Below are 26,968 nucleotides of genomic sequence, written 5' to 3'. Positions count from 1 at the left end.
GAAGGGCGCCTGGCAGCGGCTATGGCCGTGGTTTCGGTGGCGCCTTGCTCTCGGTTTGAGTCAAGAACGCCAGCACATCCGCTATATCTTGCGGCGCCAGCTTCTGCTCAAACCCTTCGGGCATCAACGATTTGCCGGTCGATTGAAAGCGTTCAATCCGCTCTCGGGCGATGGTGGCTTGCGCGCCATCGACGCCACGGAGAGTGATCGCATTGGCCGCTTCCGCGACCAGGAGTCCGCCGAGGAGTTGCCCGTCGGCTGTTTCGATCAAGTAGTTCATATAGTCGGGCGGAACCTCGCGGCTTGGGTCGAGGACATCGACCAGCAGCGCCGCCGCAGCGCGCGACTTCACGCTAGCCAGGTCGGGACCGATGTGCCCCCCCTGCCCTGCCATCGCGTGGCAGGTGTTGCAATGCTGCTGAAACAGTTGGGCGCCGCGCGGACCGTTTCCTGGCAATTGCAACGCGGCTTGAAAATCGTTCACCACTGCGGAGCGGTCCGACTTGCCAGGTTCGCCAATGAGCTTGCCCACCCGAGCGCGTAACGCGCCGTCGTCGATACGCCAGAGGGCCTCGCGCTGCGCCGCATCGAGTTCGCCATCGGCGACGGTTCCTGCCTCCAGCCCATCGAGCAAGACGGCCACCATCGGCTGCGTACGCAATAGTGATGAGGCGAATTGACGCCGCGTCTTGGTCGAAAGCCGACCCCATAACTCCATCGCGGAGCGAGCTAGCTCGAAATCTGCCCAACGGCCCATGGCCCGTGCCGCGGCCAACTGCACTTCGTCGGGTTGATTCGCGTCTAGTAGCGACAGCACGTCTAGCGTCTTGCGGGGGGCTGCGCTCGACAGCAGTTCAATCGCCAACGCGCGATGCTCCGCGGTCTGATTGGCGTTGCTGGCGATTGTCACCGCTTGCTCAAGCAGCGCCGCAAGTCGCCGAGCCGCCTGCGAATCGCCGGCGAGCGCCATATCGAGACGCTTGCCGGTTGTTTCCAATCCCGTGCCAATGCCGGTCGTCAGGGCCAGTTGGCCCGGCGATAGTTTACCTTTGTCGTCCAGCGCCAGCGCGCTGGTCAGTTCAGCTTGATCTCCACGTCTGCCCAACAATTCACCAACATCGCGCAGCGCCGATTGCTGCGCGGCGTTAGGCGCCGCCAGCCACTGGGGCGCTTGAGCCACGACTTGTCTGACGAACTCAAGCTCGCGCTCGGCCAGTCCGCTCAAGAGCGCCAGTCGCAGCCACTTGTCGTCGGGGTGCGCTGAGGCGAGGGTTGCCATGGCGTTGAGCGCCGCCGGCAGCTTGAGTTCGCCGAGCGCCAGCGCGGCTTGCAATCGAACGCGTGGACTCTCATCGGTGGCCAACTTCAATACGCTGGTGACAAACTGAGGTTCAGGACGTCGCTGCTCGGGAATCAGCGTGAGCGCCAACTCCCGAATCTCCGCTTCCGGATAATTCAGGGACTTCAGCAGCAGTTCTGAAGGTAGCTCGTCCAAGGCATTTAGCGTTGCCAACGCCAACCGGCGTCCTTGGACGCTGCGGGTCGCATCCAATCCACGCCGAACCAGATCGACGGTTGGCGAGTCGCCCCGCGTGAGCAGTAATCGCTGGGCCGCGTCGCGCTGCCAGCCACAAGCATGATCGAGTCGATCGACCAAAGCAGCGGTATCGCACTGGTCTGGCCAGGGCGCGGCCGCCGCGGCAGGCCGATCCTTTTGGCGAATCCGCCAGATTCGTCCGCGATCGTCGCCGGTGCGATAATCGACGCCGCCGCGCGACGCCTCCGGCACAAACTGCGGATGCTCGACCCATTTGCGATAGAAGTCGACCACGTACAGCGCGCCGTCGGGGCCGGTCGTTAAGTTGACAGGCCGAAACCAAGGATCGCTTGCCGCCAGTAATTCGCGCTCTACCTCTTGCGGTCCGCGCTCGCCGCGATAGGTGGCGCCGTCGGGCACGAGCACTCGGCGATGAACCAGGCCCAATAACGCCTCGCACACCAAGGCGTTGCCAACGTATTCGGTTGGCAACGCGTCGCCTCGATAGATGGCCAGCCCACAACTTGCGTTGAAATGCTGAATCGATTCGCGATTGAAAGTCCGCGGCAGCGCCAGCGGATAGACGCGCCCCGTCTTGCTGGCATCGATCAAGATGTTCAATGCCGAGGCGCCGGCCAACCCTGGGTGTCGCGCCAGCCAGGCATCGGCGATCACCATGTGCCGCATCGGCACCGTGTTCCAACTGAGAAAGTGATCGCCGGCGTCGTTGACCGCCACGCCGTACTGACTTGTGCCGGCCATCGGCTCAAACGCCAAAGTTTCAGGATGAAAGCGAAAGTCGTGCCGGCGCAGCGAGACGGCGCTCTCCGACGGTTGCTCGGGCCGGCGCACTTCGCCATCGCTCCGTCCATTGGAGCCATAGATCCAGCCATCGCGCCCCCAGGTCAGGCCGTTGACCCGCAGTTGCTGGTTGCCTTCGCCAAAGCCAGTGAAGACCACGCGTCGCTCGTCGGCCTGCCCGTCGCCGTCGGTGTCTTTGAAATACCACAAATTGGGCGCCGCAGTGACGAATACGCCGCCGCGGTACGGCAGCACGCTAGTGGGATAGTTCAGTTCGCTGGCGAACACGCTGGATTGGCTGTAGCGACCGTCGCCATCGGTATCTCTGAGCAACTTGATCTGCCCTGCCGGCGCCGGCCCTTCGGGATAGTCGCGCATTTCGACGACATAGAGGTTTCCCCGCTCGTCCCAAGCGCAGGCCACCGGGTCAATGACATCTGGCTCGGCCGCCACCAATTCAATCGTCAGTCGCTCGTCGGCCAACTGAAAGGTTTGGAATTCATCCCCCGGGGCAAGCGGGCTCTGCGACTCTTCGCCCCAGGCGGCGCCGCAGCAAGACCACAAGAGGCAACGCCAGATCCATTTATTCATGATGCATCTCATTCAGCATGGCCACTGCGGCATCGACCACGGCTTCGCCCGTGCCGCGCTCGGCCAGGCTGTGCAGCCCGGTCCAAGTTTGATAACCGCCAAGTTCAAACCCTTCTCGGTCGGGCAGATAGCCAATCCAATCGTTGGCCAACTCGGCCACATAGGTATAGCGATAAGGAGAGCGGCGTTTGATCTCCTGTCCAAGCCGCGTAAAGAATTCGGCGGGCACCCCCACGATCGCCACATCGCCAATCGTGATCACTTGTAGCCAAGTACTGCGCTCTTCTCCCTGATGCGGCGCCAAGACGGCGCGCTGCTGGCGAAACACTTTGGCCACGCTCTCCCAAACGCTAGGAATCCGGCGCTGGCAATAGGCGCCAACGGTCGCTTCTTCTTGCGCCTCGTCGAACTTGCGAACTCGATACTTGAATGGCCTCTTGGCCGCTCGAATTTGATCCACCGGCAGCGGCTCGGCCAGCGCGAGCGCACGATTCACCGCTGCTTTGATGCGCAAGATCATCTCGGCGCAATTGAGCGTCAAATTGTGCGTCGATCCTGACGCGCCTTCCAAGAACGACACCACGCCACCATGTTCCTGCTCCAGTTCTTGCGCGGCAAGACCATAAAACGACGGGGAGCGGCCAGCGGTTCGCGCGCCGATCGTGTGCGTCGAGTGATTGAAAATCAGCGCTCGCAATTTGCCGTCTTGGCCTTTGAAAGCAAGCACAGGCAGTTCTGGATCGAAGGGACCAGTCGGGCGGAGGGCGTCGTCGTACTTGCCTGTCCAGAAGACGGTGTTGTCACCCAACAGCAGCCGGCTGTTCTGCCCCACCGACGATTCCTCGCCCAAGCAGAAGAAAAATCGGGCGTCGGCGAGTTGCTCGACCGCCCCATCGACCGCGCTGACAATTGCCGCTTGAACTCGGCGACAAAACTCCTCGTCGCGCGCGTAGCCGTGGACTGTGACCGTACTGGGCGCATGATGCGTGTGCGTGGCGTTGATCAGAATCGCTTCGGCCGGGATGCCGTGTTTCTTGCTGATCTGATCCACCACCGGGTCGAGCAGGTCGCGATTAAGCATCAACACGTCGCACGCAACGATCGCCGCTCTCGGCGAGCCAGGCTTCTCCAGCACCACCGCCACGGCTCGCAGTTGTCCGTCTTGGCCCTGTACGGCGCCGCCGTGGATGCCGCCGCCAATCACCATGGAGTCGTCGGCCTGGATATTCACCGCGGCGGCCCCGACACTCAATTGCGCGCGATCCGCGGCGTCCTCCGCGCGGCACAGCGAGGCAGCTAACAGAACAATGGCGGCAATCGCGACACGCATGATGCGGCTCCTGGGAATGCGCGGGTCAACGTTCGAGGCACTATGGTAGCAAGGCGCGCTGCGCGTTTCGACTCGCACGAGCGCTCAAACGCTGCGCCGCAGGCGTCGGCTAATTTCCGCCACTTCATCGGGCGGAATTTCGTCGTGCCAGCGCAGCTCACCTGCTTGGCGCGAGGCGATCAGCCTCCCATCCCGCACCGCCAGTGTGTAAGTATGGATCGAAGGGACGCGCGGCTCGTCGGTCAGGATGCCCGCCAGATTCAAGGGATCGGCTGCCGACACAACGAACCACTCACGACTTAGCTCTTTGTCGCGGAAGCGGCGCAGCGACTCCACGATGCCCGGCAGCGCGTATTGCTCCCCTCCGACTGCCGCCACAAATCGGCCACCGCGAATTTCGCCCCGCGCTTCCATGCGCCGATAGACGCGCACCAGATCGCCCCAAGGGGGCGTCGAGTTTTCGCGTAGTAGCAGGTCGCGGAACACCACCCCCCAGCGAGAAAGCAGTTGCCGCGCCCAGCGGTTCAAGCGCTCTTCTTCGGTCGGCGGTTTGAAAACGCCCGGAAACCGGGACCAGCGCCCCGAGGTGGCGGGCGATGCCGCCAGCGCGCCGCGACGGCGCGCGTGACGCCGCTTGCGGTCTAGGCTGGCGCGGTCACGCGTGGCAATCCAGCGCACCGCGCCAAAGGTGTCGGCGGAGACCAGGCCCGCGGCGGCTAGCTCTTGCAGGGCGTCGTCCAAATGAGCCTCCAGCAAGTCGGCCGCCGAGCGTAATTCGTGATAGAAGAGCGCGCCGCGCGATTCCAAAAGTTCCAGCACGGTTTGCGCGTTGCCACGCAGAGGCATGTCGCTCGCGCGATCGGGCGGAATCAACCAGGCCAGATCTTCGCGCTGTGCCAGCGTGATGCCAGCCGCGCGGGTCATGCCCGCCGAACTGGGACCATCCTCCGGATCGCGGCGTGGCGTGCGCAGGCGTCCCCAGGCCAGAATGCCGGACATCGCCAATTGATCCAACAGCGCCGGTTCGTAGTCCGACACGCGCGCGGGCAAGGCGCGCGTTTCCCAGACACCGGCCGGCATCTCATAGCCTTGCAATTGCTCGATTGTCGAGCGCAGGCCGCCGACACCGAGCGGCCGCTGTTCGCCGAGAATTCCCTGGTGCGCCGCCAGGAACCGCAGGTAATCGATTGCCTCGACCGGTTGAATCTGTCGCCGCAGTCCGTCGAGCGTCAGCCGGTGAATACGCGCCAGCAGGCGTCGATCGCACCACTCGACTGCGCCGGTGTTGTCGTTGGTTGTAGCAGCGCTGGCGCGATAATGCCCGCGCATCACCGTGCCTTCACCTTCCTGCGCCTCGAGCGCCGCGCCGACCTCCGCTGTCGAAAGGCCCAATCGCGCTGCCAGAGCTTCCACGGTGATTGGCCCGGACGATTGTATATGACCGCGCACCAGCAGTGAGAGCGCCTCGGTCCGCTCCCAGGCGCGATCGAGATGCGCCGGTAGCGACACGCTGGGGCGGGCTTGCGCCCCGCGATAGATGGCGGACACCGCGGGCCAACGTTCGGCGGCGACCCACAGCGGACCTTCCCCCGCGCGCTCGACGAGCGTGGCACGCCCGGCCGCAACGAGTCGATCGAACCAACCGCTCCAATGCCGAAAGTCTTCAATCGAGAGCGCTGTCAAGGTCAACAGCGCGTCGTGCAACTCATCGGCGTCGCGGACCTGCGGCTGCGCCTCTGCGACCACCAGATCAATCGCCTCCGGGTCGAGCCGCCCCAGATCAGAGAGCGCTTCGAACGACAGCGACCTGCGTAACGTCAGCGCCCGCACGCGGCGCTCTTCGAGCGGCGCGTCGTCGAGGAACGTGTAGGGGTTGGCGTTTAGGATCTCATGCGCAAACGGAGAGGGCTCGCGCGTGTCGCGCGCGATGAACTCGATGCCGCCCTGTTCGCGGCTGCCGAGCACGCCGATCCAGGTATCGAGGTCCATTGCCTGATGCAGGCAATCGTTGAGCGTTTGCCGGACGAGGGGATGATCGGGTATCTCGATGTCTCCCGAGTGATTTTCCAGACAGCCCACGGTTTCTGGAAACACCGACGCCAGCAGATCGTCGGAACGGAAACGCTGCAGGAAAGGGGGAATCTTCTTGCCGCCGCGTTGCCGCAGCACGGCCAAAGCGCAAGTCACATTCCAGCGCCAGCGGGTTTGAAACATCGGTGCGGCCAATAGCGCTTGCACCAAGAGCTCTTCGGCATTGCGCGGCGACAACATGCCGAACAGGGCATCGATCGCGAAGCTATGTTGTGGCCCGATCGACAAGAGGATCGCGTTGTCGTCGGCCGCCGCTTGCAGTTCGAAATCGAAACTGCGGCAAAAGCGCTTGCGCATCGCCAGGCCCCACGCCCGATTGACGCGAGCGCCAAACGGCGCATGGATCACAAGCTGCATGCCGCCCGATTCGTCGAAGAAGCGTTCGAAAACGATCTGCTGTTGCGACGGCACCACTCCCAGCGCCGCTTGCTGCGCGGCCACATAGCGCGCGGCCTGCTGGGCCGCTTCGACCGGCGCGCAGCACTCCGTTTGCAGCCACTCCACCGCCTCGCTCAGGTCGGGCTCCATTCCGCCGGCGAGCGCCACACGCGCGGCGACTTCGCCGCGCAGCGCCACAACCTCCGCCGAAAGTTCATTGGTGCGTCCCGGGCCCTCTCCCAGCCAAAACGGCACGGTCGCCGGCGCGCCATGCGCGTCCTCGACCGTCACTTCGCCGCCGCGCACATAGAGGATGCGCCACGATTGATTGCCCAATAGGAAGATGTCGCCCGCCAGGCTCTCCAGCGCGAAGTCTTCGTTCAGCGTGCCGACAAAGGTTCGGTCGTTCGCTGTCACGACGCGAAAATCGCCGGTCTCCGGGATCGTTCCGCCGGAGCTAGTCGCAGCAATCCGCGCGCCGCGCCGCGCCTTGAGCGTGCCATTGATTTCGTCGCGGTGCAGATAGGCGCCGTGCCGTGCGCCGCTGATGCCGTTGGTGAGCAAGTTGAGCACATCCGCAAATGCGGCCGGCGTTAAATCGCGATAGGGCGCCGCACGGCGCACGGTTTCCAATAGTTCCGTTTCCGACCATTCGTCGCAGGCGGTCATCGCCACGATTTGTTGCGCCAGCACGTCGAGCGGCGCGCGGGGAATGATGATCCGGTCAAGCTGCCGGCGCCGCACCGCGCGGACCAGCGCCAAACATTCCAACAGTTCGTCGCGCGTCAGCGGCAGCAGGCGTCCCTTCGGCACGAGACCCAATGCGTGGCCAGAACGCCCAACCCGCTGAAGCAGCGTGGCAATGGAACGGGGAGTGCCAACCTGACACACCAGGTCGACAAAGCCAACATCGATTCCAAGCTCCAGCGAGGCGGTAGCCACGACCGCTTTGAGCTGGCCATTCTTTAGCCGTTCCTCTGCCGACAGACGAGTCTCGCGCGCCAGGCTGCCGTGATGACTGGCCACGGCGTCTGGGCCGAGTTCTTGAATCAGTCGATGCGCCACCCGTTCGGCCATCCGGCGGGTGTTCACAAAGACCAGCGTACTGCGATGACTGGCAATCAAGTCGGCAAGTTGCGCGTAGATCTCGTCCCACTGCTCATGCGAACAGACCGCCGCAAGTTCGCTGGGGGGGGCTTGCACCGTAAGATCAAGTTCGCGCACGTGGCCAACATCGATAATCGCGCAATCCGCGATCCCAGCTTGAACATCGCGCGTGCCGACCAGGAACCGCGCGATGTCTTCCATCGGGCGCTGCGTTGCCGACAGGCCAATGCGCTGAATTGGCCGTCCCACCCAATGTTCCAGTCGCTCCAGCGACAACGTCAGGTGCGAGCCGCGTTTGTCCCGCGCTAAGGCATGAATCTCGTCGACAATCACGGTGCGCACGTCGCGGAGCATCTCGCGCCCCTTGGCCGACGTGAGCAACAGGTACAACGACTCGGGCGTAGTGACCAGAATTTGCGGCGGACGGCGCAGCATCTTCTGCCGCTCGGACGACGGCGTGTCGCCAGTCCGCACGGCGGCGCGAATCTCCGCAAGCGGTTCATCCGCCTGTGCCGCCAATTCACGAATGCCCGACAGCGGGACGTCGAGGTTGCGATGGATGTCGTTGCTCAGCGCCTTGAGTGGCGAGACATAAACCACTTGGGTCGTCTCGGGCAGCACGCCGCGCCGCGATGCGCGGATGAGTTGATCGATCGAGGCGAGAAACGCGGCCAGCGTCTTTCCAGAACCGGTCGGCGCCGCGATCAGCGTGTGACGGCCAGCGATAATCTCGGCCCAGCCCAATCGCTGCGGCTCGGTCGGTTGGCCAAAACGGCGCGCAAACCAATCGCGCACCAAGGGATCGAAGGGGAGCAGGCCGGGCGTTTCGACGGCAGCTTGCAACATGGTCTCATTATTTCGACCGGAAAGGAGTTGGCAAACCGCCTGGATTAATGCGCCAATGGTAGTTCAAACGCCGCCGCCTCTTGTTCGTTGCGGACCAAGAGCAGATTGCCCGCCAGCGACGGGACATTCCACGTCTTGTCGTTGAGCGCAGGCAAGGTTGCCACTTCTTCGAGCTTTTTGGGATTGGGCCGCACAAGCAGCACCTCGCCCGATTCTGCCTGCACCAGAATCAAATCGCCGACCAAGAGCAATTGCCCATGTCCGTAGCGGCCGGCTCGCCATAGCCGCTTGCCGGTTTGCAAATCGAGGCAGGCCAGCACCCCTTCATCGAGGCCGTACAAGTGCTCGCCATGCACGACGGGGTTACTGATTTTGCACTTCATATTGCGATTGTGAGGCCAAACTTCCTCCACGCCGAGGGCATCGCCATGCTTGGTCAATTCCAACAGCACACAGCCAAATCCGTAGCCGCTACTCAAAAAAACACGGTTGTCGCCAATTGGGATCGCGTTGACGCAGTTGGCGTTGCCAGAACCCCATTCGCGCTCCCAGAGCACTTGGCCTGTTGTGGGGTCGTGGCTCGTGGCGCTGCGAGCGCTGACGATCAAGATTTGCGACACGCCGCAGAGAGTGGCGAGCACTGGCGAGCTATAGCCCGCATAATCCTTGCCCGCGTGCCAGGCGCGTTCACCGGTTTGGCATTGGTAGGCCGCCAGCGCCGCCTCGTTCGGTCCGCCGACGCTCACCACCACCAGTTCGCCGGTGACCAAAGGAGAACACGAAACGCCCCATTCGCGATTCTCCGCGCCGGCGTCAGCCAACGTGTCGCGCGACCAGATTTTTGAGCCGGTGTTGCCATCGAGGCAGGTCAAAATGCCGGTTGCTCCCATGGCATAGACGCGACCATCCACCACGGTCGGTGTGGTTCTCGGCCCCGTGCCGGCAATCACGGTGCGAAACTCGGCTGGGTAGCTATACCGCCACACGGGCTTTCCAGTGGCGGCCTCGTAGCAAACGATTTGCTCGTCTTGCCCGGCCTGTTCTTGGGTAATGGCGTAATCACCGACAATGGCGAACGAAGCCCACGATTCACCCACCGGGCGGCGCCAAAGCAGCTTGGGGGGCCGTGCTTGCCAATCGGCGTCGAGCCGGATGTCTGGCAAAGTCGAATTGCGATTGGGTCCCAGGAATTGTGGAAAGTCGCGTGGCGTACCGGCCAGTTGAATCTCCACATTTTTGCCCGATGTGGCGATCGTCTCCGGAGCGGCAAAACGCCATTTCAGAATCGGCCGCAAATCGCCCGTCACACCATCGATGCGCAGCGTGGCGGCGCCGAGCGCCACCACGGAAAGAAACGTCACCGCAATCGCCGCGCGCGCCTTGGCCGGCAGACGCGAAAACAGCGCCCCCCAGGCGGCCAGCAGAATGACCGTCGCCCCCGCGATCGAAAGCACCCACAGAACGCGATACTGCTGCACGTCGGCGTAGCGGTTCCACTGCACCGCGGCTAACGCGGCGGCAACCGCGACGATCAATACCGCCGGCCACCAGCGCACTCCAGTGCGCCGTGGCGCGGATGTTTCTGACGCGACACCCGATCCGTCGTGCGTGCTCATGGCGAGTCGTGTTTCTCAGCCGCTGCGGTTGGTGATCTCGATCAGATGATACCCGAATTGCGTCTTCACCGGACCGTGGACCTTGCCCACTTCATCCTTGAACACCACCCGGTCGAATTCGGGCACCATTTGCCCTGGCCGAAAGCTGCCGAGATCGCCCCCCTGTCGTCCGGAGGGACACTTGGAGTGCTTCTTCGCCACTTCGGCAAAGTCGGCGCCGGCCTCGATCTCGGTCTTCAGCTTGTCGCAGGCTTCTTGGCTGTCGACTAATATATGACGTGCGCTGGCGGTGGCCATATTGAATATTCCTTGCAAGAAGTAGTGTGCTGTTTAGAAGGCTTATTCAGTTTAGCGGTGGCGACGCGAGTCCGCAGGGGGGGCTATGAACGTGTTGCCCAGTGCCACCAACCAGCAGCGACCACGGCGCCGGTGAGCAGCAATAGGAGTGTCGCCGGTTCTGGCACGGGGAGCACCTCGCTAATGATGGTGTAGCTCCAGAAGCCAACCACACCGCCCGTATTAGCCATCCAACCCGGCACGTCGGATTCGACGTACGTTGGCCAACCGTCGTATATCTCGATGCCCAGGTCGCCGAATCCCAGAAACTCGGTCACGTGCCACGACCACATTTGTTCGGGCGGATATTGGTTGCGGTTGACGCCATCCGAACCGGGGGCGATCCGCGCGAAGACAATCTTGTGCTCGCCGCTCGCTATCATGTCGCGCGCGGCAGCGATGTCTGTGGGCGCTTCGAGCGGCAATAGGTAGGAATCGAAGTGGCTCTGCGAACCCAGCGGCTCGCCAACAACAAAATACGTTGGCGCAGCAATGGAGCGCAATGGAACTAGCGCATAGCAAACCAGCAAAAAAGCGGCGCTATATCTGCCGCGATGAGATGGTTGGAGCGACATGAGGGATGCACCTAGATAAGTCGGGAGGAAGAAATGAATCGCGCGGCGGGTGATTCAGTTCACGAGCGACTTGCACTGGTGCGGAGAATTAGCCTCATGTCGCATGCAGGTTAAGCGGCCTGCCGCGGTCGGTCAAGCAAACGAGCGCCGCGATCAAAAGTCGTACCACAGGCCGATCCCCGCCTGTTGTTCGAACGTATTGAAGATTTCCCATTGGCGGCTCTTGCCGTTGTAATACTCGAAGCCGGTGCGCAGCCGGGCGCCGGTCGCCGCGCTGCGCCACTGCAAGCCGATTTGTGCTACGAGGTTGCCACTGTAGTTGTGCTCTTGCCGCAGGTGGCCGTTGAGCGCCCAGAACGGCACGGGCCGAATGCCTGTCGGCGTCAACGGACTGAATTCGGCGCCGAACTGAAACTCCCACGGCTTGGCGCCGCCATCGGCGTTGAACGCCCAGGCAGTTTCGCCATACAGTCGCAGATCGGGGGTCCAGCGATACGCCATCCCCCAAACGATGGCGTCGCGCACATAGTTGACGCGGAACAGCGAATTGTTGTGGATCATCTGCTCGTCGCCGACGTGCGAACTCAGATGGTAATAGGCCAGTTTCAACTCCCATGGACCGTGGCTATAGACCAACGGCACGCCAAAGCGAAAGTCGGCATAGGTCAAATCGTGATTGCGATCGGGGTCGAGTCGCGGGAACGCCGCGCCCTCGATCTGCACTTCAAAACCGTGTGGCAGAATGGGGTCGAAGGTGCCGTAGCGCAACAGCGCGGCGCGTCCCCCCAAGGTGATGTCCCACAAGGCGCCATCATCTTGTTCCCAGTTCCAATAGCCGGCCATCCGCGATTCTTTTTCGCCGGCCAGGTACGCTCGATAGATCATGCCCGCCGGCAATACGTGCCAGCGCCACACCTCCTGGACGCGGCCGGCATCGGCATTGTGTGGCGACACCTCGTCGATCGCCGTGCCGCGGTGAATGATTTGGTCGCCCCATTGTTGCTGGGTGAACCAGGCTTCGTTCACAGCGGGTCGCATCTCGGTGGCCGGGTCGGGCAGCCGCTCGATCTGCGCCACGGCGATGCCGGAAAGGTGAACGCTAATGGCCAGCGCCGCGCAGCAGCGGCGTAAGGCAATGGTGCTCGTGCGCAAGAAATCGTGCATGGTGGGTCGAAACGCCAATGCGGGAAGACGATCACGCGGGGCGTGCGGCAGAACCGGCGCCACCCGTGTCTAAGGACTTATCGGCATGACCCGAATGGGGGAAAAACTCGATGCCAGCGCCAGAACGCGTGGAATCGGCAAATGCTCGACAAGCTAGGCAAGACCTTCCGGTCGTGCCGAAAAGACTAGGCCAGATCGCGATCCTCAAACAGGATGAGCGCGACCAACAGCGCCGCGCCGCTGTAGAGCGCCGCATACAAGGTGGCCCAGGCCAGATAAGCTGGCGAAACTTTGACGCCGGCTGCGATGCCCGCTTCGATATTGAAGTAGTCCAGCACCGGCAGGACCGTCGCCAACAGGCCCCCCATGAAGCGGACCAGTTGGAACTGCCCCATCGATGACTCGACGAGCGTGGGGATCAAGTTGCCGAGCACGTAGATGGTCGAGCAGATCATCAGATTGGCCATCATCGGCAGTCGCGTGGAAATGGCGACGCTGATCGCGGTCAGCACCGCCGTGCCCAAGAACGCCAAAAACAGCCCAGGCGTGATCTGCCAAATCTCGGCATGGCACTGCTCAATCGTCGGCTGTGGGCTTGCCGTTTCATAGGCGTCGTACGAGGCCTTGTACGAAACGGTGCATAGAAACACCGCTCCGAGAATCACGAACATCAAAAACACTGGCCCCAAGATGCCGAGGTACTTGCCGACGATGAACTGCCAGCGCCGGATGGGCTTGCTGAGCAAGGTGAGCGCGGTGCGCCCCTCGATTTCGTCGGCCACCGAGGTGCTGGCCGTCCAAAGCGCCAAGATCACCGACATGACAAGAATCAACGTCAGGCCGGAGCTTTTCAACATCTTAATGTCCTCGCCGAACGTGTAGTACGGCGTGAACGGAAAGAACAAGATCATCACAAACGCGGCGCCGAGGATTTCGACCCAGAACAACGGATGCGCGAGCGCCGCTTTGCCGGTGGTCAGCGCGATCGCCGCCACCTTCGGCAGCGCCAATCGCAAAGCGAAGTACGCGGCCACCAACGCGGCCAGGGCCGCTACCGCCCCCAGGGCGACATAGCCCGTGGCGCTGAACCAAGTAGGGAGCTGCGCGAGCAGCACTGGGGGACGCGACAACATACTGGTCATGCCAACTTATTCTCAAACTGGATGCGATAAACTAACGGTGAATTTCAAATCCGCGGAACTCGCCAGTGGCGTCGCTCGTGGCTGCCTGCTCCGACTGGATGCCGTCGCTCATTTGCTCGCGCACGGCGGACAAGAAACGCTCGATCTCCAGCGGTACTCCCTCGGCCACGAGCTCCACGTTGCCGGCGGGCAGATTACGCACGAATCCGGTTACGGCAAACCGCCCTGCCAGCCGCTGGGCTGTGTACCGAAAACCGACCCCCTGCACCCTTCCATAATACAGTACGCGGCGACGTTCGGTATGGCTCATTCAATTGGCTACCACGGCCAATGCGGCCTATTCCACAACCACATCTGCCAATCGCGACACGCCCACCACGTCTGCCAGCCTGACCCACACACGGTGTCGATTCGGACGTACCCCGTGCAATCGGCAATCCAAAATATAGCGCTCGCGGGTGGTCGAAGTGTCGCGCAAGTCGTGTACGTCGACCCCTTCCAACTCGACGAATCCTCCCCCCTCCCCCACTAATCGCCCCAAATAGACAAAGGGGCTGGCAAGGTCGATCACGATCTCCTGGCCGTGCAACAGCGTCCAGGGAGAAGGATTTCCTGGCGAGCCGGTCGCGCTTTGAATCACCTGATTTTGCCTCGCACGCTGGGTCCCCCATTTCGCCCCCTGTTTCGTAAGATAGCCAGCCTGGAGCGTTATGGGAAAGTATCTGACCATCGCATTGTTGGCCAACTGAAGCCACATCGCGTCTGACCTTGACGCTCATCCGGGGCCGTCCTAGTCTCCCGCCCCGATATGGCAGTTTTCCGTCGATACCGTCGCGCGCCTGTGATCTTCTGCCTGCTGCTGGCGGCCGGCGGAGTGGTGGCCGCCCCGCCCGCGCTCGAATTGACCGCCGACCAGGTGGTGCTCTTGAACAATGGGCGTACCCTCCATGGTCGGGTCACTCAGCGCGATGGCCGATTGCATGTGCGTCGGGACAGCGGGGAAATCCGTCTGCGCCGCGACGAGGTCGCATTTGTCTGTGGATCGCTGGACGAGGCCTATCGCCTGCTGGCCGGGCGTGGCGATGCCACCAGCGTCGAACATCATCTCAAAATTGCTGTTTGGTGCATCGACCAAGGACTGACGGAGCACGCTGCGCGCGAGGTGACCACGGCCGAACAAATCGACGCCACCGATCGCCGGATAGTTTACGTCAAACGGCGGCTTGAGCAGGCCAACGCGCCGCGCCGCGTCGTTCCTGCGGAAGCGGACAGCGAACGGACCATTGGCGCCGAGGAGTTGGAACGATTGATTCGCAGCCTGCCGCGTGGGACGGCGGAGGATTTTGCCCACGTTGTGCAACCGATGCTCCTCAATCGGTGTGGAACGTCGGGCTGTCATGGTCTCTCAGGTAACCAGACTTTGCGGCTGTTGCGTCCCCCGTCTAACAAGAATCAAGCCGCGCGTATCACGCAGCGCAATTTGTATTCGGCGCTCAAATTCATCGACCACAGCGACCCTGCGCGGAGCAAATTGATCCAGGCGGCGACTAATCCTCATGCCGATAGCCAATTGCCGCTCTTCGGCGAAGCCGACCAAAATCAACTGTTGCAACTCGCTGAATGGATCAGTCGCGTGACGCAGTATGACGCCATCGAGGCGAGTTCGCGCAAGCCAGCCAGCGTTGCCTTGCCGCCACCGTCGCCGGTCGCCAGCGCCGAGACGCCGGCGACGCTTGCAGCCCCCACGGGCATGATCTTCGGCGCGCAGCCGATCGTCGGTAATCGGCGCGGCAGCGCGCGCGACTTGCCGGCCGCTGCCCAGCCAACGATTGATTCTGCCGCGCAACCGGCGACGTACAGCACGCCGGCGCGAATGGAACTCGATCGGCGCGACGCCGCCACCCGCGCTGCCAAAAAGCCACGTGGCGCCCCGAGCAAACCTGCGCCTACCAATTCGGAAGCCGACGCCGAGCCGGCGCCGCTGCCCTCGGATTAGGGTTCGCTACCGAGTGAAAACTCGCCTCGCGCGAGCGCGGCGAGGAAATCGTGGTTGCTCTCGAGCAGTTCAGCCAGATTGCGCATTTCGTCGATCGTGTACCAGTGAATCGACTCCACTTCGGCAGGGGTCGCCACCGGCGCAGCGTCTGTCGGCAAATCGGCCAACCACCAGGCCAACGCCACACCCCATGGCGTGATGCTGCTCCACAGCCGCCTTACCGGACGGACGCTCACGTTCAATTCCTCACGAATTTCGCGGATGAGCGCGATTTCCTCGCTTTCGTCTGGCTCGATTCCGCCGCCCGGAAAACAGAGTCGGCCAGGCGCCGGCACATGCCGCGAACGGCGAATAACCAGCAATCGCTCGTCGCGCACGATGACGGCGACCGCACCGCGGCGTTTGACGGCAGAATTGGCGTCGAACGCGTTTGTCATAGCCATCAGAAGACGAAATCAAGCCTACTGGGCGCCTAACAGCGCGCCAGCATCGAAAAAACGAATCAGTCTCGGTAGAATTCCTTGACGCAATGCGCCCCGGGCCCAGCGCCGGCGCTGTTCATTCCATGTGGCCGCAACAGGAGTCCCAGTGCAAGCGGAGCCTACCAAAAATCGCCTCGCCTTAGCGCTGGCTCGTCCGCCTTGGAATTCTCCTGCCACGTGGCTGATGCTGCTCATGCTCGTCACGCTGGTGCTAATGTGGTTTGTGCAGGCGCCCGCCAGTCGATCGTCGATCAAGTACGATTTCTTTCGCCAGCAGGCGTTGGCTGGCAATGTGGCCGAGGTCGAAATTGTCGACCAGGAGGTTTATGGCCGCTTTGTCACGCCGCCACGCGACCCCAACCCCAACCGCAAAAACAACGACGGCACTCGCCCCAAGCTGAAACAGAATTTCGTAACCGAAATTCATCCCGTGGTCGAGCCGGACGTTCGCGAGATATTGCTCGAAAAGCAAATTCCCGTGCGCTTTCATCAGCGCGGCGACGGCACGGCGCTGGTGATGATGACCTATCTGGGCCTCACCCTGCTGGTGCTGGGCGTGATGTATCTAATGTTCCGCCGCACGCGCGATCAAATGCTCGGCGGCGGCATCTTGGGCGGTTTCAACAAGAGCCCAGCCCGCCGCTACGATAATTCGACGAAACGCGTCACCTTTGAAGATGTGGCCGGACTGGAGGGGGTGAAGAACGATCTGCAGGAGGTCGTCGAGTTTCTCAAGAGCCCCGATCGATTCCGCCGTCTTGGCGGGCGAATACCCAAGGGAACGCTGTTGATGGGTCCGCCCGGCACGGGTAAGACGCTGCTCGCCAAAGCGGTGGCGGGCGAGGCGGGCGTGCCGTTTTTCTCCATCAGCGGATCGGAGTTCATTCAAATGTTTGTCGGCGTCGGCGCCAGCCGGGTGCGCGACATGTTCAAAACGGCCAAGGACGCCGCGCCGTGCATCTTGTTCATTGACGAGATCGACGCCGTGGGACGTGTCCGTGGCGCTGGTTTGGGGGGCGGCCACGACGAGCGCGAGCAAACGCTCAATCAAATCCTGAGCGAGATGGATGGCTTCAGCCCTAGCGAAGCAGTCATCGTGCTCGCCGCCACCAATCGCCCCGACGTGCTCGATCCGGCGCTACTGCGCCCCGGCCGGTTTGATCGACATGTGACGGTCGATCGTCCCACGCTCAAGGGGCGGCTGGCGATTCTTAAGGTGCATATTCGCGACGTGCCACTCAGTCCCGATGTCGACCTGGAGCGGATCGCCGCCGGCTCCATTGGGCTTACCGGCGCCGATCTGCGCAACTTGGTCAACGAGGCGGCGCTGTGGGCAACCCGCCAAGGCAAAGACCTGGTGGAGATGGAAGATTTTGAATGGGCGCGTGACCGAGTGCTTATGGGCCCCAAACGTGAGGAAGTGCTGAACGGCAAGGAGAAGCGGATGACCGCCTATCACGAGGCGGGGCATGCGCTATTGGTGTGGTTGCTCCCCGGCGCAGAACGGCTTCATAAGGTGACGATCATCCCGCGCGGGCGCGGCCTGGGAGTCACACAACTCGTGCCGGAGGAAGATCGGCTTAACATCAGCGAGAGCGAACTGCACGCCCGCTTGGTTTTCATCATGGGAGGTCGCGCCGCCGAAAAGCTGGTGTTCGGCGAGTATAGCGCTGGCGCCGAGGACGACCTGAAGCGGGCCACTCAACTGGCGCGGCGGATGGTGACGCATTGGGGCATGAGCGAACGGGTTGGCCCGGTCGCGTTCCGCACCGGCGAAGAGCATCCGTTTCTGGGCAAAGAGATGGCGGAGCCGCGCGAGTTCAGCGAGCACACCGCAAAGCTTATCGACGAAGAAGTGTCGCGCATCTTGCAAGAGGCGGCCGACCGAGCCCACTCGATGCTTGCCCAGTCTCGCGACAAGCTCGATCGCGTTGCCCAAGCGCTGGTTACGCAGGAGGTGCTGGCGGAAAAGGACTTGGAAGAGCTGATCGGCCCCGCTGTTCGTCGTGCGGAGGCCAATGGCCAAGCCGTGGCGCTGGCGCGCCGACAGGAAGAGGCGTAGCGGACGCTTTACCGTGTCGCGAACCGCTTCAGTCCGTTTCGATCGGACAGCGTCACCCCAGAATTCCAGTCTCACCTCTTAACCCCTTTGACATTCCTGCTTTGTGGCATTGCGCCGCGGAGGCGTTACTGCATGTTGACCGGCTGGCCATCTTGAATCGATTCGAGATTGGGGCGAACAACAGCAGCACCAGAATGCCTACCCCAAAAGTGGCATTGTCCCTATTTTGACGGCGGGCTAATATGCCTTGGTTTGCTGACGGACTAGTCAGTTATTTATTGTCAGGCGCCTGCCGATGCCCCCCCTCTCGACGCGAAAACCGGGCCGACCACGCGATCAGGCGCTGCGCGCACAAAGGCGCGAGCAAATCCTCGACGCCGCCGGGCGAATTTTCGCCAAGCGCGGTTTCTCCAAGACCGACCTGGAGATCGTCGCCCAGCAAATCGGCGTTTCCAAAGGGACCATCTATCGCTATTTCCGCTCGAAATCGGCGCTCTTTTTGGCCGCGGTCGACGCTGGCATGCAGCGGTTGGACGCGCTGATCGATCAATCGATCGCCTCTGCCGACGATCCGCTGCTAGGCATGCAGCGTGCAGTGCGCGCGTACCTGGAGTTTTTCGATGCGAACCCTTACATCGTCGAACTCTTCATACAAGAGCGGGCCTTCTTTCGTGATCGAAAGAAGCCCACCTACTTCATCTATCGAGAGCGCAATCATGGCAAAGGACACGAACTGGCTCGCCAACTTGCTGAGCGGGGGCGCATCCGCAATATCCCTCCACAGCGACTGGTGACCGTGCTTGGCGAATTGCTGTACGGGGCCATGTTCACCAACTACTTCGCTGGCCGCGAACAATCGGTCGACGACCAATTTCGCGACATTATGGACATCGTGCTCTTCGGCATTCTGAGCGATACCGAACGCGGCGCGGCGCCCGCTGGCAATTGAAACGACTTCCCGCCTTCGACTCCCTCCTAAATAGAACGACGACCTGGTTATGAGATCGAATCTCACTCTGGCCTCCCTCCGACTGACTGCCCTGTGGGCGCTCATCGCCACCTGCGTGGGCTGCTCACATTCACATACCGACGCGCCAGCTCAATCGAAGGCCGCCGCCGAGCCGGCGCCTGTGGTCGTCACCACCGCCAACGTGGAAGAGCGCTCCGTGCAACGAACCGTCGGCGCGGTGGGAACCTTGCTGGGGTATGAAGAAGTGACCCTCACCCCAAAGGTTGAGGGGCGCGTGACGCGGTTGCATCACGACGTGGGCGATCGGGTTCGCCCCGGCGAGCTGCTCATTGAACTCGACGCCACCGACTTCGAGTTGGCGGTCGACGAAGCGCAGCGCGCCTTGGAGCTGGAGCTAGCCCGACTGGGGCTCAAGCAGCCGCCAGACGACACTTTCGACGTGGCGCAGTTGCCCAGCGTCGTGCGGGCGCAGTACCTGCTCGACAACGCCGCGAAGAAGAAGACGCGCGTCGAGAGCTTGCGCCAGCGCAACGTGGCCACCGAGCAGGAAATGGATCAGGTGCTCACCGATCTCAATGTGGCCGACGCTAATTTGCAGCAAACGCGGCTGGAGGCAGAGGCCACGCTCGCCGCCGCGCGCCTCCGGCGGGCAGCGCTGGCCATGGCGCGGCAACGGCTGGACGACACTCGGATCCTGGCGCCGACCTTTCCAGAGCTGGCGGGCGATGTGGCGGCCACCGGCGAGTATGTAATCGCCGAGCGACTCGTCTCCGAAGGCGAAATGGTTCGCTCCACCGCCGCCACCACCCTCATGCGATTGGTTATGGACCACCCGCTCAAGTTGACGGGCACAATCCCGGAGCGCTACAGCGCCGAGGTCACGACCGGACAAACGGTCAAACTGCAGGTCGAGGCGTATGGTGAGGAGGTTTTCGAGGGCAAGGTGTCGCGTGTCAATCCGACGATCGATTCGCGGACGCGCACATTTGAGATCGAGGCGCTGATCCAAAACTCCGAGCGCCGCTTGAAGGCGGGCGGCTTCGCCAAATTCGCGGTGCTCACGCGCGTCGACAATCAGGCGCGCACCATTCCGCTGGAAGCACTGGTCAGCTTTGCCGGCGTCACCAAGGTGTTTGAAGTGCGCGATGGCCGCGCGTACGAAGTCGAAGTCTCTCCCGGCGTGCGCGGGCGCGGTTGGGTCGAAGTGGGTGAGCGGCTCCAACCCAATAGTGTGGTCGTCACCAGTGGCCAGTCGCAACTAGCCGATGGGGCGGCGGTGCAACTGCGCGAACAGCCGCCAGCCAGCGTGGCGCGGAGGACCGGCCCATGACCATTTGGGATCTTTGCATCAAGCGGCCCATCTTCACCTGCATGCTGGTGACCGCGCCTGTAGTGCTCGGCATCGCCAGCTATGCGCGCTTGGGCGTGGACCTGTTTCCCAACGTCGATTTGCCGGTCGTCGTCATCACCACCACCTTGCGCGGCGCCAGCGTGGAAGAGATGGAGACGGGCGTCACCAAGCCGATCGAGGAGATCGTCAACACCATCTCCGGCATCGATGAGCTGCGATCCACCACCAAGGAGGGCATCTCGCAGGTCGTGGTTCAGTTTGTGCTTGAAAAGACAGGCGACACCGCCGCGCAGGAGGTGCGCGACAAGATCTCCACGATTCAGGCGCAACTGCCCGAGGGAACCGACCCGCCGATCATCGACAAGTTCGAACTCGACGCGGCGCCGGTGATGACGATCGCCGTGTCGGGGCGCCGCAATCTGCGCGAAGTGACCGAGATCGCCAAGAAACGCATCAAGGAACTGCTCGAAACGGTCCCCAACGTCGGCGCCGTGATCTTGGTCGGCGGACAGCCGCGCGCGATCAATATACACATCGACGCCGCCAGCCTGACTGGCTATCGCCTGAGCATCGACGACGTGCGGCAATCGCTACAGCGGCAAAACCTGGAATTGCCGGGCGGACGCGTGGACGAAGGTTCGCAAGAACTGGTGCTCCGCACCATGGGGCGCGTCGAGAACGCCAGCGATTTCGCCGATCTCATCGTCACCAACCGCGACGGCTACCCGATCCGCATCCGCGACATCGGCCGCGTGGAAGATTCTTACGAAGAGCCGCGCGGCCTCTCGCGCCTTGATGGCGAAAAGGCGGTCAGCCTCATCGTGCAAAAGCAGTCGGGCACCAACACCGTGCAAGTGGTCGACGCCGTCAAGGCGCGGCTTGATCAGATTCGCCCGTTGCTGCCCGCCGACATCACCACCAATGTCATCCGCGATCAATCGCGGTTCATCAAGACCTCGATCGAAGAGGTGAAGTTTCACCTAGTGCTGGCGGCCGCTCTGGTCAGCTTGACCATCTTGTTGTTTATTCGCGATTGGCGCACCACGGTCATCGCCGCGCTCAGCATTCCCACCTCGATTGTGGCCACTTTCGCCTTCATGGATTGGATGGGCTTCACGCTCAACAACATCACCATGCTCGGCCTGATCTTGGCCGTCGGCATCGTGATCGACGACGCCGTGGTGGTTCACGAAAACATCTTCCGCCACATGGAAGAACACGGATATAGCGCCCGTAAGGCGGCCAGCACCGCCACTCGCGAAATTGCACTGGCGGTGGTCGCCACCACGCTCTCGCTGCTGGTGATCTTTGTGCCGGTGGCGTTCATGTCGGGCCGTGTCGGCCGCTTCTTCAACAGCTTTGGCTTTGTGGTGGCGTTTGCCGTCTTTCTCAGCATGTGCATCTCGTTCACCATGACCCCCATGCTCTGCTCGCGCTTTCTCAAGCTCGACGAAAAGCATCACGGCAGCAAGTCGGGCCGTTTCTGGATGATGATCCAAAACGCCTATGCCTGGATACTTCGCTGGTCGCTGCGGCATCGCTGGGTCGTGGTGGGCGTTTCGGCGTTGCTGCTGTTTTCCACGCCCGCCATCTTTCGGCTGGTTGGCATGGAGTTCGTGCCGCAAGACGATCAGAGCGAGTTCCAGGTGGTCGCCACCATGCCGGAGGGTTACACGCTGGAGCGGGCCGACGGCGTCTTTCAAGAAATGGAAGCGCGGCTGCGCAAGCTGCGCGGCGTGACCAACCTGTTCACCGTGATCGGCGACACGACCGGCCGTGTTTCCAAGGGCCAGGGGGATGTCACCAGCGGACAAATCTATGTTCGCATGGTCGACCTGCGCGATCGCGACTACACCCAGTTCGACGTGATGCGCGACGCCCGCGAAATTCTCAAGGACTATCCCGACCTGCGCGCCGCCGTGCAGGAGGTGCAGGCGTTTCAGTCGTCCGGCTTCCGCCAAGTGGCGGTCGATCTCAATCTCAGCGGTCCCGACCTTGCCAAGCTGCAAGTCTTCGCCGACCAGATCACCGGTTGGATGCGCCAACAAGGGCACTTTGTCGATGTCGACACCAGTCTCTCGCTCCGCAAGCCGGAGTTGCGGGTCCGCATCGACCGTGAAAAGGCGAGCGACCTGGGCATCCCGATTCAAACCATCGCCAGCACGCTCAATGTGCTGATCGGCGGCGAGATCGTCGGCAAGTACAAGGAGTTCGACGAGCAGTACGACGTCTGGCTCCGCGCCGATCTTCCCTTCCGCGACAATCCCGATGCGATCAGCCTGCTCACGATTCCTTCGCGCGTCGGGTTGACGCAACTCTCCAACGTTGCCCAATTGAAAGAGGCGACCGGACCGGCCACGATTGACCGCTTCAATCGTCAACGGCAGGTGGTGGTGATGGCCAACCTGGAAGGCGTTGCGCTGGGGGACGCCGTCGACAAGCTATCGGCCTATCTCCACACGCTCAACTTGCCGAGTGATTACTCGTTCGAGTTCATTGGCCGCGCCAAGATGCTCAAGGAATCGAACTCCAACTTCTTGGTCGCGTTCGGGCTGAGCTTTCTCTTTATGTATATGGTGTTGGCCGCGCAATTCGAGAGCTTCACCCACCCCATTACCATCTTGCTCGCGCTGCCGCTCACGCTGCCGTTCGCGCTGTTGTCGCTGGTGCTGTTGCGGACCACGATGGACATCTACGCCATCTTCGGCCTGTTCATGCTGTTTGGCATCGTCAAGAAGAACGGCATCTTGCAGATCGACTACACCAACGTGCTGCGTGGGCAAGGACTGACTCGTGACGCCGCCATCATGGAGGCCAACGCCACGCGCCTGCGGCCCATCTTGATGACCACGCTCATGCTGGTGGCCGCGATGGTCCCCATCGCCATGGGCGAAGGTCCTGGCGCCGCCAGTCGCGCCAGCATGGCCAAGGTGATTCTGGGCGGACAAACCTTGTCGCTGTTGCTCACGCTGCTGATTACCCCGGTGGCCTATTCGCTGTGGGACGATATCAGTGGACTGACGGCTCGTGCAGCCACGCGCGTCGCCGCTTGGCTCAAGCGTAACGAGAAGGAGCCAAGCGTCACCCCTGCGCCGACCCGCGATGCGGAACTGTTGCCTGCGGGTTTGGTCGCTAGCGGGCAGTGAACCGTCGCCGATAGCCCCCCTTCACTACTCTGGTCCCACCAGCACGAATGTGGCCCAGTAGTATGGGTCTTGCCAGCGCGGTTGCTGGCGAACGTAGCGCTTGGCCGCCTGTAGTGCCCGCGCGTAGTTGGGTGTTTGATCCTTTTTCTCAGCCTGCGCGACGCCCGCGCAGAAGTAGCTCACGGCGCTGGCGGCGGCTTGATCGTCGACCAGCCAGTTGCTGGCCACCACGCGCTGCGCTCCGGCCACCACGAACCCCCGCGACAACGCCCATACTCCTTCCCCCTGCTGCTGCGGCCCGTAATTGGTCTGGCATGCGCTGAGGATTGCCAACTCGCAGGCGGAGAGATCGAGCTCATAGATCTCTGGTAGCCGCAAATAGCCGTCGTCCCGCGGATCAGTGGCGGCATTGGCGCCCGGCGTGAGCGCCAGCGCCCCAAAGAAGTTCCCCAGCGATTGATCGACCAGTCCATGACAGGCGAAATGGACAATCCGCTTGCCGGCGATCAGGGAGCGCACCTGGGCTTCGGTCGCGGAGTCGCCACGCAGCACCATGGTCCGGCTCGGCTTGCCGTCAAACGCCTCTTGCACCCAGTTCACTTCCAGATCGGAATACGGCAGTTGCGACAACGCACCGCCGGCTCGCGTGGCGACGTCCGTGGCCGCCTGTTCGCGAGCGGATGAAGTCGCTTCGCGCGGGCGATAATTCGGATTGCCGACCGACAACACAGGCTGGGCGACGACCGAGGTCGGTTCTTCGTGCGCCATGAGCAGGTTGAAGAGCACGGTGGCGCTGGGCGCGTATCGCACGGCGGCGCTGGTATCGAGCAGATACTTGGGGTTGGCGCCCGCTTCCAGCACCAACGCCTCGAACGGCAGGCTGGCCAGAGCCGCGTCGGGCACGACGATCAGCGATTCGATTTCGCCCGCCGCAATCGCCTGACGAGTCGCCTCCGGCGCCAACACCTGCCAGAGCGCGGCGAGTTTGTCGATGACCAGCGGCTCGCGGCCGGGCTTGGCCAATTGCCGTAGCACCCCGCCCGAATCGCTCAACAGCGCCTCCTCCATCCGGTCGATCGTGAGTGGCCCCGCGGACACGCCAAGCACTTGAGCCTGGGCATCATCGATCGACAACGGCTCGACCGTGGCCGAGTCGCGCCCAATCGACAGCACATGCCCGCTCTCCGTGCCAAGGCAATACAACAGCATGTGGCCCCGCTCAGGCACGACCCGCTGTTGAATCTGTCGCAAGCGCGGGGGGCCCGATCCGGCGCTCAAGTGCGAGCGGAACAATGGGCTGCTGGTGCGCTGCTCGTTGTAAAATTCGTAATAGTCGCCGCGGGCTTGCTCCAGATCGGCCAATAACGTGCGGCGCTCCGCGTCGTTGGCGGCGAGCGATAATTGGCGCTCGAGATCGGCGACACGGGTCTTCAACTCACGTTCTTGCTCGGCCAGCCGTTGCCGCTCGGCCGCCGGGCGCCCCAACTGCAAGTCGGCGCCCGCCAAGGTGAGCTCGTCGAGCAGCGACCTGGCGCGTCCGCGCTCGGCCGCCGTGAACGCCTCGCTTGGGTTGCCCGCCTCGGCCTGCCAGGCGACCATCAATTGAAACGGCTTCAGATACCTCTCGAAGCCCGCCGCGCGATCCTGCTCGTTGCCGGGCAACTGGGCGCGAGCCAGTTCGGCCAGGGCTTGTGCCTCGCGCAGATCTTCAATGGCCTCGCTCTTGCGGCCGGCGCGCCACGCCAGTTGCGCCCTCAGCACATAACAAACCGATCGATCGCCAGGGGAGTTGATTTCGCGGTTGTAGTTGGTCACGACGTCGTCGACGATCGCCTCGGCGTCGCCCCAACGTTCCATGCGGAAATACAGCAAGGCCAGATCGCGCAGCACCTCGCTCTTGCGGTCGAGCGTGTCGCCAGGCAGCGCGGTCGCGAAGGCAAGCGCCTGCTGGTAGCTTTTTTCCGCCTCCTCGAATCGCCCGGCCAATTCCAGGACTCTCCCCAGGATGGTGTGAATATTGATCGAATTGATCGCATAAAAGTCGCTCGCGGCGTCCTGTATTCGCAGCGCGCGCTGTAGCAACTGTTCCGCAGCCGAGTATTGCTGGTCGCCCAATTTCAGCTTCGCCAGTTGAATGAGCGCATCGGTCAAACGCGGGGAATCGACGCCGTGGTGACGCTCAAGTATCGTCAGAGCTCGCTCCGCAAGTCGCTGCGCCTCGGCGATCTGCTTTTGCATGATCAATAGATCGGCGACTTCCATGAGGCTGTCGGCGACAGCGGGATCGTCGGGTCCCAGGAATCGCTCGCGCATCGCCAGCGCTTGCCGATGCAACGGCTCGGATTCCGCGTACTTTCCTTCGTGCCAATACTGATGCGCTAAATCGCGAAGCAGGTACGAGGCCAATGGATCGCTGACCTCGACCGACTGGCCGACCGACTTCAGCGCTCTCGTAAGCACGATCGCCGCCTCGCGGTAGCGCCCCTGATCGTGCAGCAAGCGGCCCATCGAATAGAGCGTGTCGATGACGTCCAAATGATCAGGGCCTCTCAGTTTTTCGAATAGCGCTAGCGCTCGCGTCAAATGCGCTTCGGCGCTCTGCATTTTGCCAACCAGACTCTCGGCCATCGCCAGATCGCGCAGCGCTCGTGCCAGTGAAATGGCTTCGGAATCGTCGGCCGCTTCCAGAATGCGCACCGCGCGCTCGAGCGGTTCAATCGCTTCGCGACTACGGCGCTGTCGGTAGCGCGCATGCCCTAAGTCGTTCAGCACGCGCGCCACTTCCAGCGCGCTGGCGCCGTGCAGTCGCTCGGCCATCGCCAACGCCGCGGCGAACTGCTCTTCGGCCGCCGCGCCTTGCCCGCCGTTAGACGACTCAATGCCTTGGGATCGAAGCGCGTCGACCACCGTGTCGTGCTCGGCGCCAAAGGCGCTGGTCGCAATGCTCGCCGCGCGGCCATAAGCGGCCGCTGCTTCGCTGAATTGATTCTGAGTTGAATATGCCTCGGCCAGAAGCAGCGCCACGGAGTACGCGTTAGCTGTCTTGGGGTCCGGCGCCGACTCGTGCAACTGGGCCGCTCGCCGCAATACAGTGACTGCCTCGGAGTGCTTCCGCTCCTGCACCAGCACGTAGCCCAGGCCATGCAGGGCCTGCGTCAGCGCGTCTGGGTGATCGGCCAGGGAGCCTTCGGCCAGCGCCACCATCTGGCGCGCGCTCGCCTCGGCCTGGGCGTACTGCCGCGCGTCGGTTTGAGACCGAAGTTCGCGGCCAAGTCGGTTGAACTCCGCGACGTCGTTCGCCTCTGCCCGCGTCGAACCGAATAGCGCAATGCCGCACACAATCGCCGTCAGACGAGCACGCGTGAACATGGTCGTGTCCCCCGGTCACTGGTCACCAGGTCCTGTCACGACTGGCATATTACCATGTCGATTAGGGGGGGCTGTCAC

17 protein-coding genes are annotated in these 26,968 nt (G+C 62.5%); 5 read left to right on the top strand and 12 right to left on the bottom strand.

Translation table 11 applies throughout. The features are described from left to right. Positions 1 to 19: 19 nt before the first annotated feature. From K1X71_01140 to K1X71_01095, 10 genes are all read right to left on the bottom strand, one after another. A complete protein-coding gene (locus K1X71_01140; protein ID MBX7071724.1) occupies positions 20 to 2,929 on the bottom strand; it encodes a c-type cytochrome in 2,910 nt (969 codons plus the stop codon). Continuing rightward, positions 2,922 to 4,259 (bottom strand): hypothetical protein, encoded by a 1,338-nt coding sequence (locus K1X71_01135; protein ID MBX7071723.1) that lies wholly within the window; start codon positions 4,257 to 4,259, stop codon positions 2,922 to 2,924. The genes K1X71_01140 and K1X71_01135 overlap by 8 nt, the downstream gene beginning before the upstream one ends. 84 nt (positions 4,260 to 4,343) lie before the next feature. Beyond that, the gene (locus K1X71_01130; protein MBX7071722.1) at positions 4,344 to 8,681 is read right to left on the bottom strand and encodes a DEAD/DEAH box helicase; all 4,338 of its coding nucleotides are present in this window, start codon (positions 8,679 to 8,681) and stop codon (positions 4,344 to 4,346) included. 44 nt (positions 8,682 to 8,725) lie between these two features. After that, the gene (locus K1X71_01125) at positions 8,726 to 10,297 is read right to left on the bottom strand and encodes a PQQ-like beta-propeller repeat protein (protein ID MBX7071721.1); all 1,572 of its coding nucleotides are present in this window, start codon (positions 10,295 to 10,297) and stop codon (positions 8,726 to 8,728) included. Positions 10,298 to 10,312: 15 nt separating this feature from the next. After that, complete coding sequence (locus tag K1X71_01120; protein MBX7071720.1) at positions 10,313 to 10,594, bottom strand: peptidylprolyl isomerase; 282 nt, start codon at positions 10,592 to 10,594, stop codon at positions 10,313 to 10,315. Between the two features lie 83 nt (positions 10,595 to 10,677). Then, complete coding sequence (locus K1X71_01115) at positions 10,678 to 11,208, bottom strand: PEP-CTERM sorting domain-containing protein (GenBank protein MBX7071719.1); 531 nt, start codon at positions 11,206 to 11,208, stop codon at positions 10,678 to 10,680. A 153-nt stretch (positions 11,209 to 11,361) separates the two neighbouring features. Continuing rightward, complete coding sequence (locus tag K1X71_01110) at positions 11,362 to 12,372, bottom strand: DUF1207 domain-containing protein (GenBank protein ID MBX7071718.1); 1,011 nt, start codon at positions 12,370 to 12,372, stop codon at positions 11,362 to 11,364. A gap of 185 nt (positions 12,373 to 12,557) precedes the next feature. Beyond that, positions 12,558 to 13,514 (bottom strand): ABC transporter permease, encoded by a 957-nt coding sequence (locus K1X71_01105; GenBank protein MBX7071717.1) that lies wholly within the window; start codon positions 13,512 to 13,514, stop codon positions 12,558 to 12,560. Between the two features lie 31 nt (positions 13,515 to 13,545). Next, positions 13,546 to 13,824, bottom strand: coding sequence for an acylphosphatase (locus K1X71_01100; protein ID MBX7071716.1), 279 nt, complete (start codon positions 13,822 to 13,824; stop codon positions 13,546 to 13,548). A gap of 27 nt (positions 13,825 to 13,851) precedes the next feature. Next, positions 13,852 to 14,154, bottom strand: a complete 303-nt coding sequence (locus tag K1X71_01095) for a hypothetical protein (protein MBX7071715.1) — start codon at positions 14,152 to 14,154, stop codon at positions 13,852 to 13,854. Between the two features lie 201 nt (positions 14,155 to 14,355). Between K1X71_01095 and K1X71_01090 the strand changes: the two genes are divergently transcribed. After that, the gene (locus tag K1X71_01090; protein ID MBX7071714.1) at positions 14,356 to 15,510 is read left to right on the top strand and encodes a hypothetical protein; all 1,155 of its coding nucleotides are present in this window, start codon (positions 14,356 to 14,358) and stop codon (positions 15,508 to 15,510) included. On the opposite strand, the gene K1X71_01085 is transcribed toward K1X71_01090, so the two are convergent. After that, a complete protein-coding gene (locus K1X71_01085) occupies positions 15,507 to 15,953 on the bottom strand; it encodes an NUDIX domain-containing protein (GenBank protein ID MBX7071713.1) in 447 nt (148 codons plus the stop codon). The two genes, K1X71_01090 and K1X71_01085, sit on opposite strands and share 4 nt — an antisense overlap. A gap of 223 nt (positions 15,954 to 16,176) precedes the next feature. On the opposite strand from K1X71_01085, the gene ftsH reads away from it, so the two are divergent. The 4 genes from ftsH to K1X71_01065 all read left to right on the top strand — a co-directional run bounded on the left by ftsH (position 16,177) and on the right by K1X71_01065 (position 23,521). After that, a complete protein-coding gene (gene ftsH, locus K1X71_01080) occupies positions 16,177 to 18,054 on the top strand; it encodes an ATP-dependent zinc metalloprotease FtsH (protein MBX7071712.1) in 1,878 nt (625 codons plus the stop codon). A gap of 295 nt (positions 18,055 to 18,349) precedes the next feature. Next, a complete protein-coding gene (locus K1X71_01075) occupies positions 18,350 to 19,003 on the top strand; it encodes a TetR/AcrR family transcriptional regulator (protein MBX7071711.1) in 654 nt (217 codons plus the stop codon). A 49-nt stretch (positions 19,004 to 19,052) separates the two neighbouring features. After that, complete coding sequence (locus K1X71_01070) at positions 19,053 to 20,354, top strand: efflux RND transporter periplasmic adaptor subunit (protein MBX7071710.1); 1,302 nt, start codon at positions 19,053 to 19,055, stop codon at positions 20,352 to 20,354. Further along, complete coding sequence (locus K1X71_01065) at positions 20,351 to 23,521, top strand: efflux RND transporter permease subunit (GenBank protein MBX7071709.1); 3,171 nt, start codon at positions 20,351 to 20,353, stop codon at positions 23,519 to 23,521. The genes K1X71_01070 and K1X71_01065 overlap by 4 nt, the downstream gene beginning before the upstream one ends. 24 nt (positions 23,522 to 23,545) lie before the next feature. Here K1X71_01065 and K1X71_01060 read toward each other — a convergent pair whose 3' ends face one another. Next, positions 23,546 to 26,890, bottom strand: coding sequence for a CHAT domain-containing protein (locus K1X71_01060; GenBank protein MBX7071708.1), 3,345 nt, complete (start codon positions 26,888 to 26,890; stop codon positions 23,546 to 23,548). Positions 26,891 to 26,968: the final 78 nt, after the last annotated feature.

This window comes from Pirellulales bacterium (assembly GCA_019694455.1).
Lineage (GTDB): Bacteria > Planctomycetota > Planctomycetia > Pirellulales > JAEUIK01 > JAIBBY01.
The sequence above is the reverse complement of the archived record's forward strand: the minus strand, read 5'-3'. Positions and strand labels throughout refer to the sequence as shown.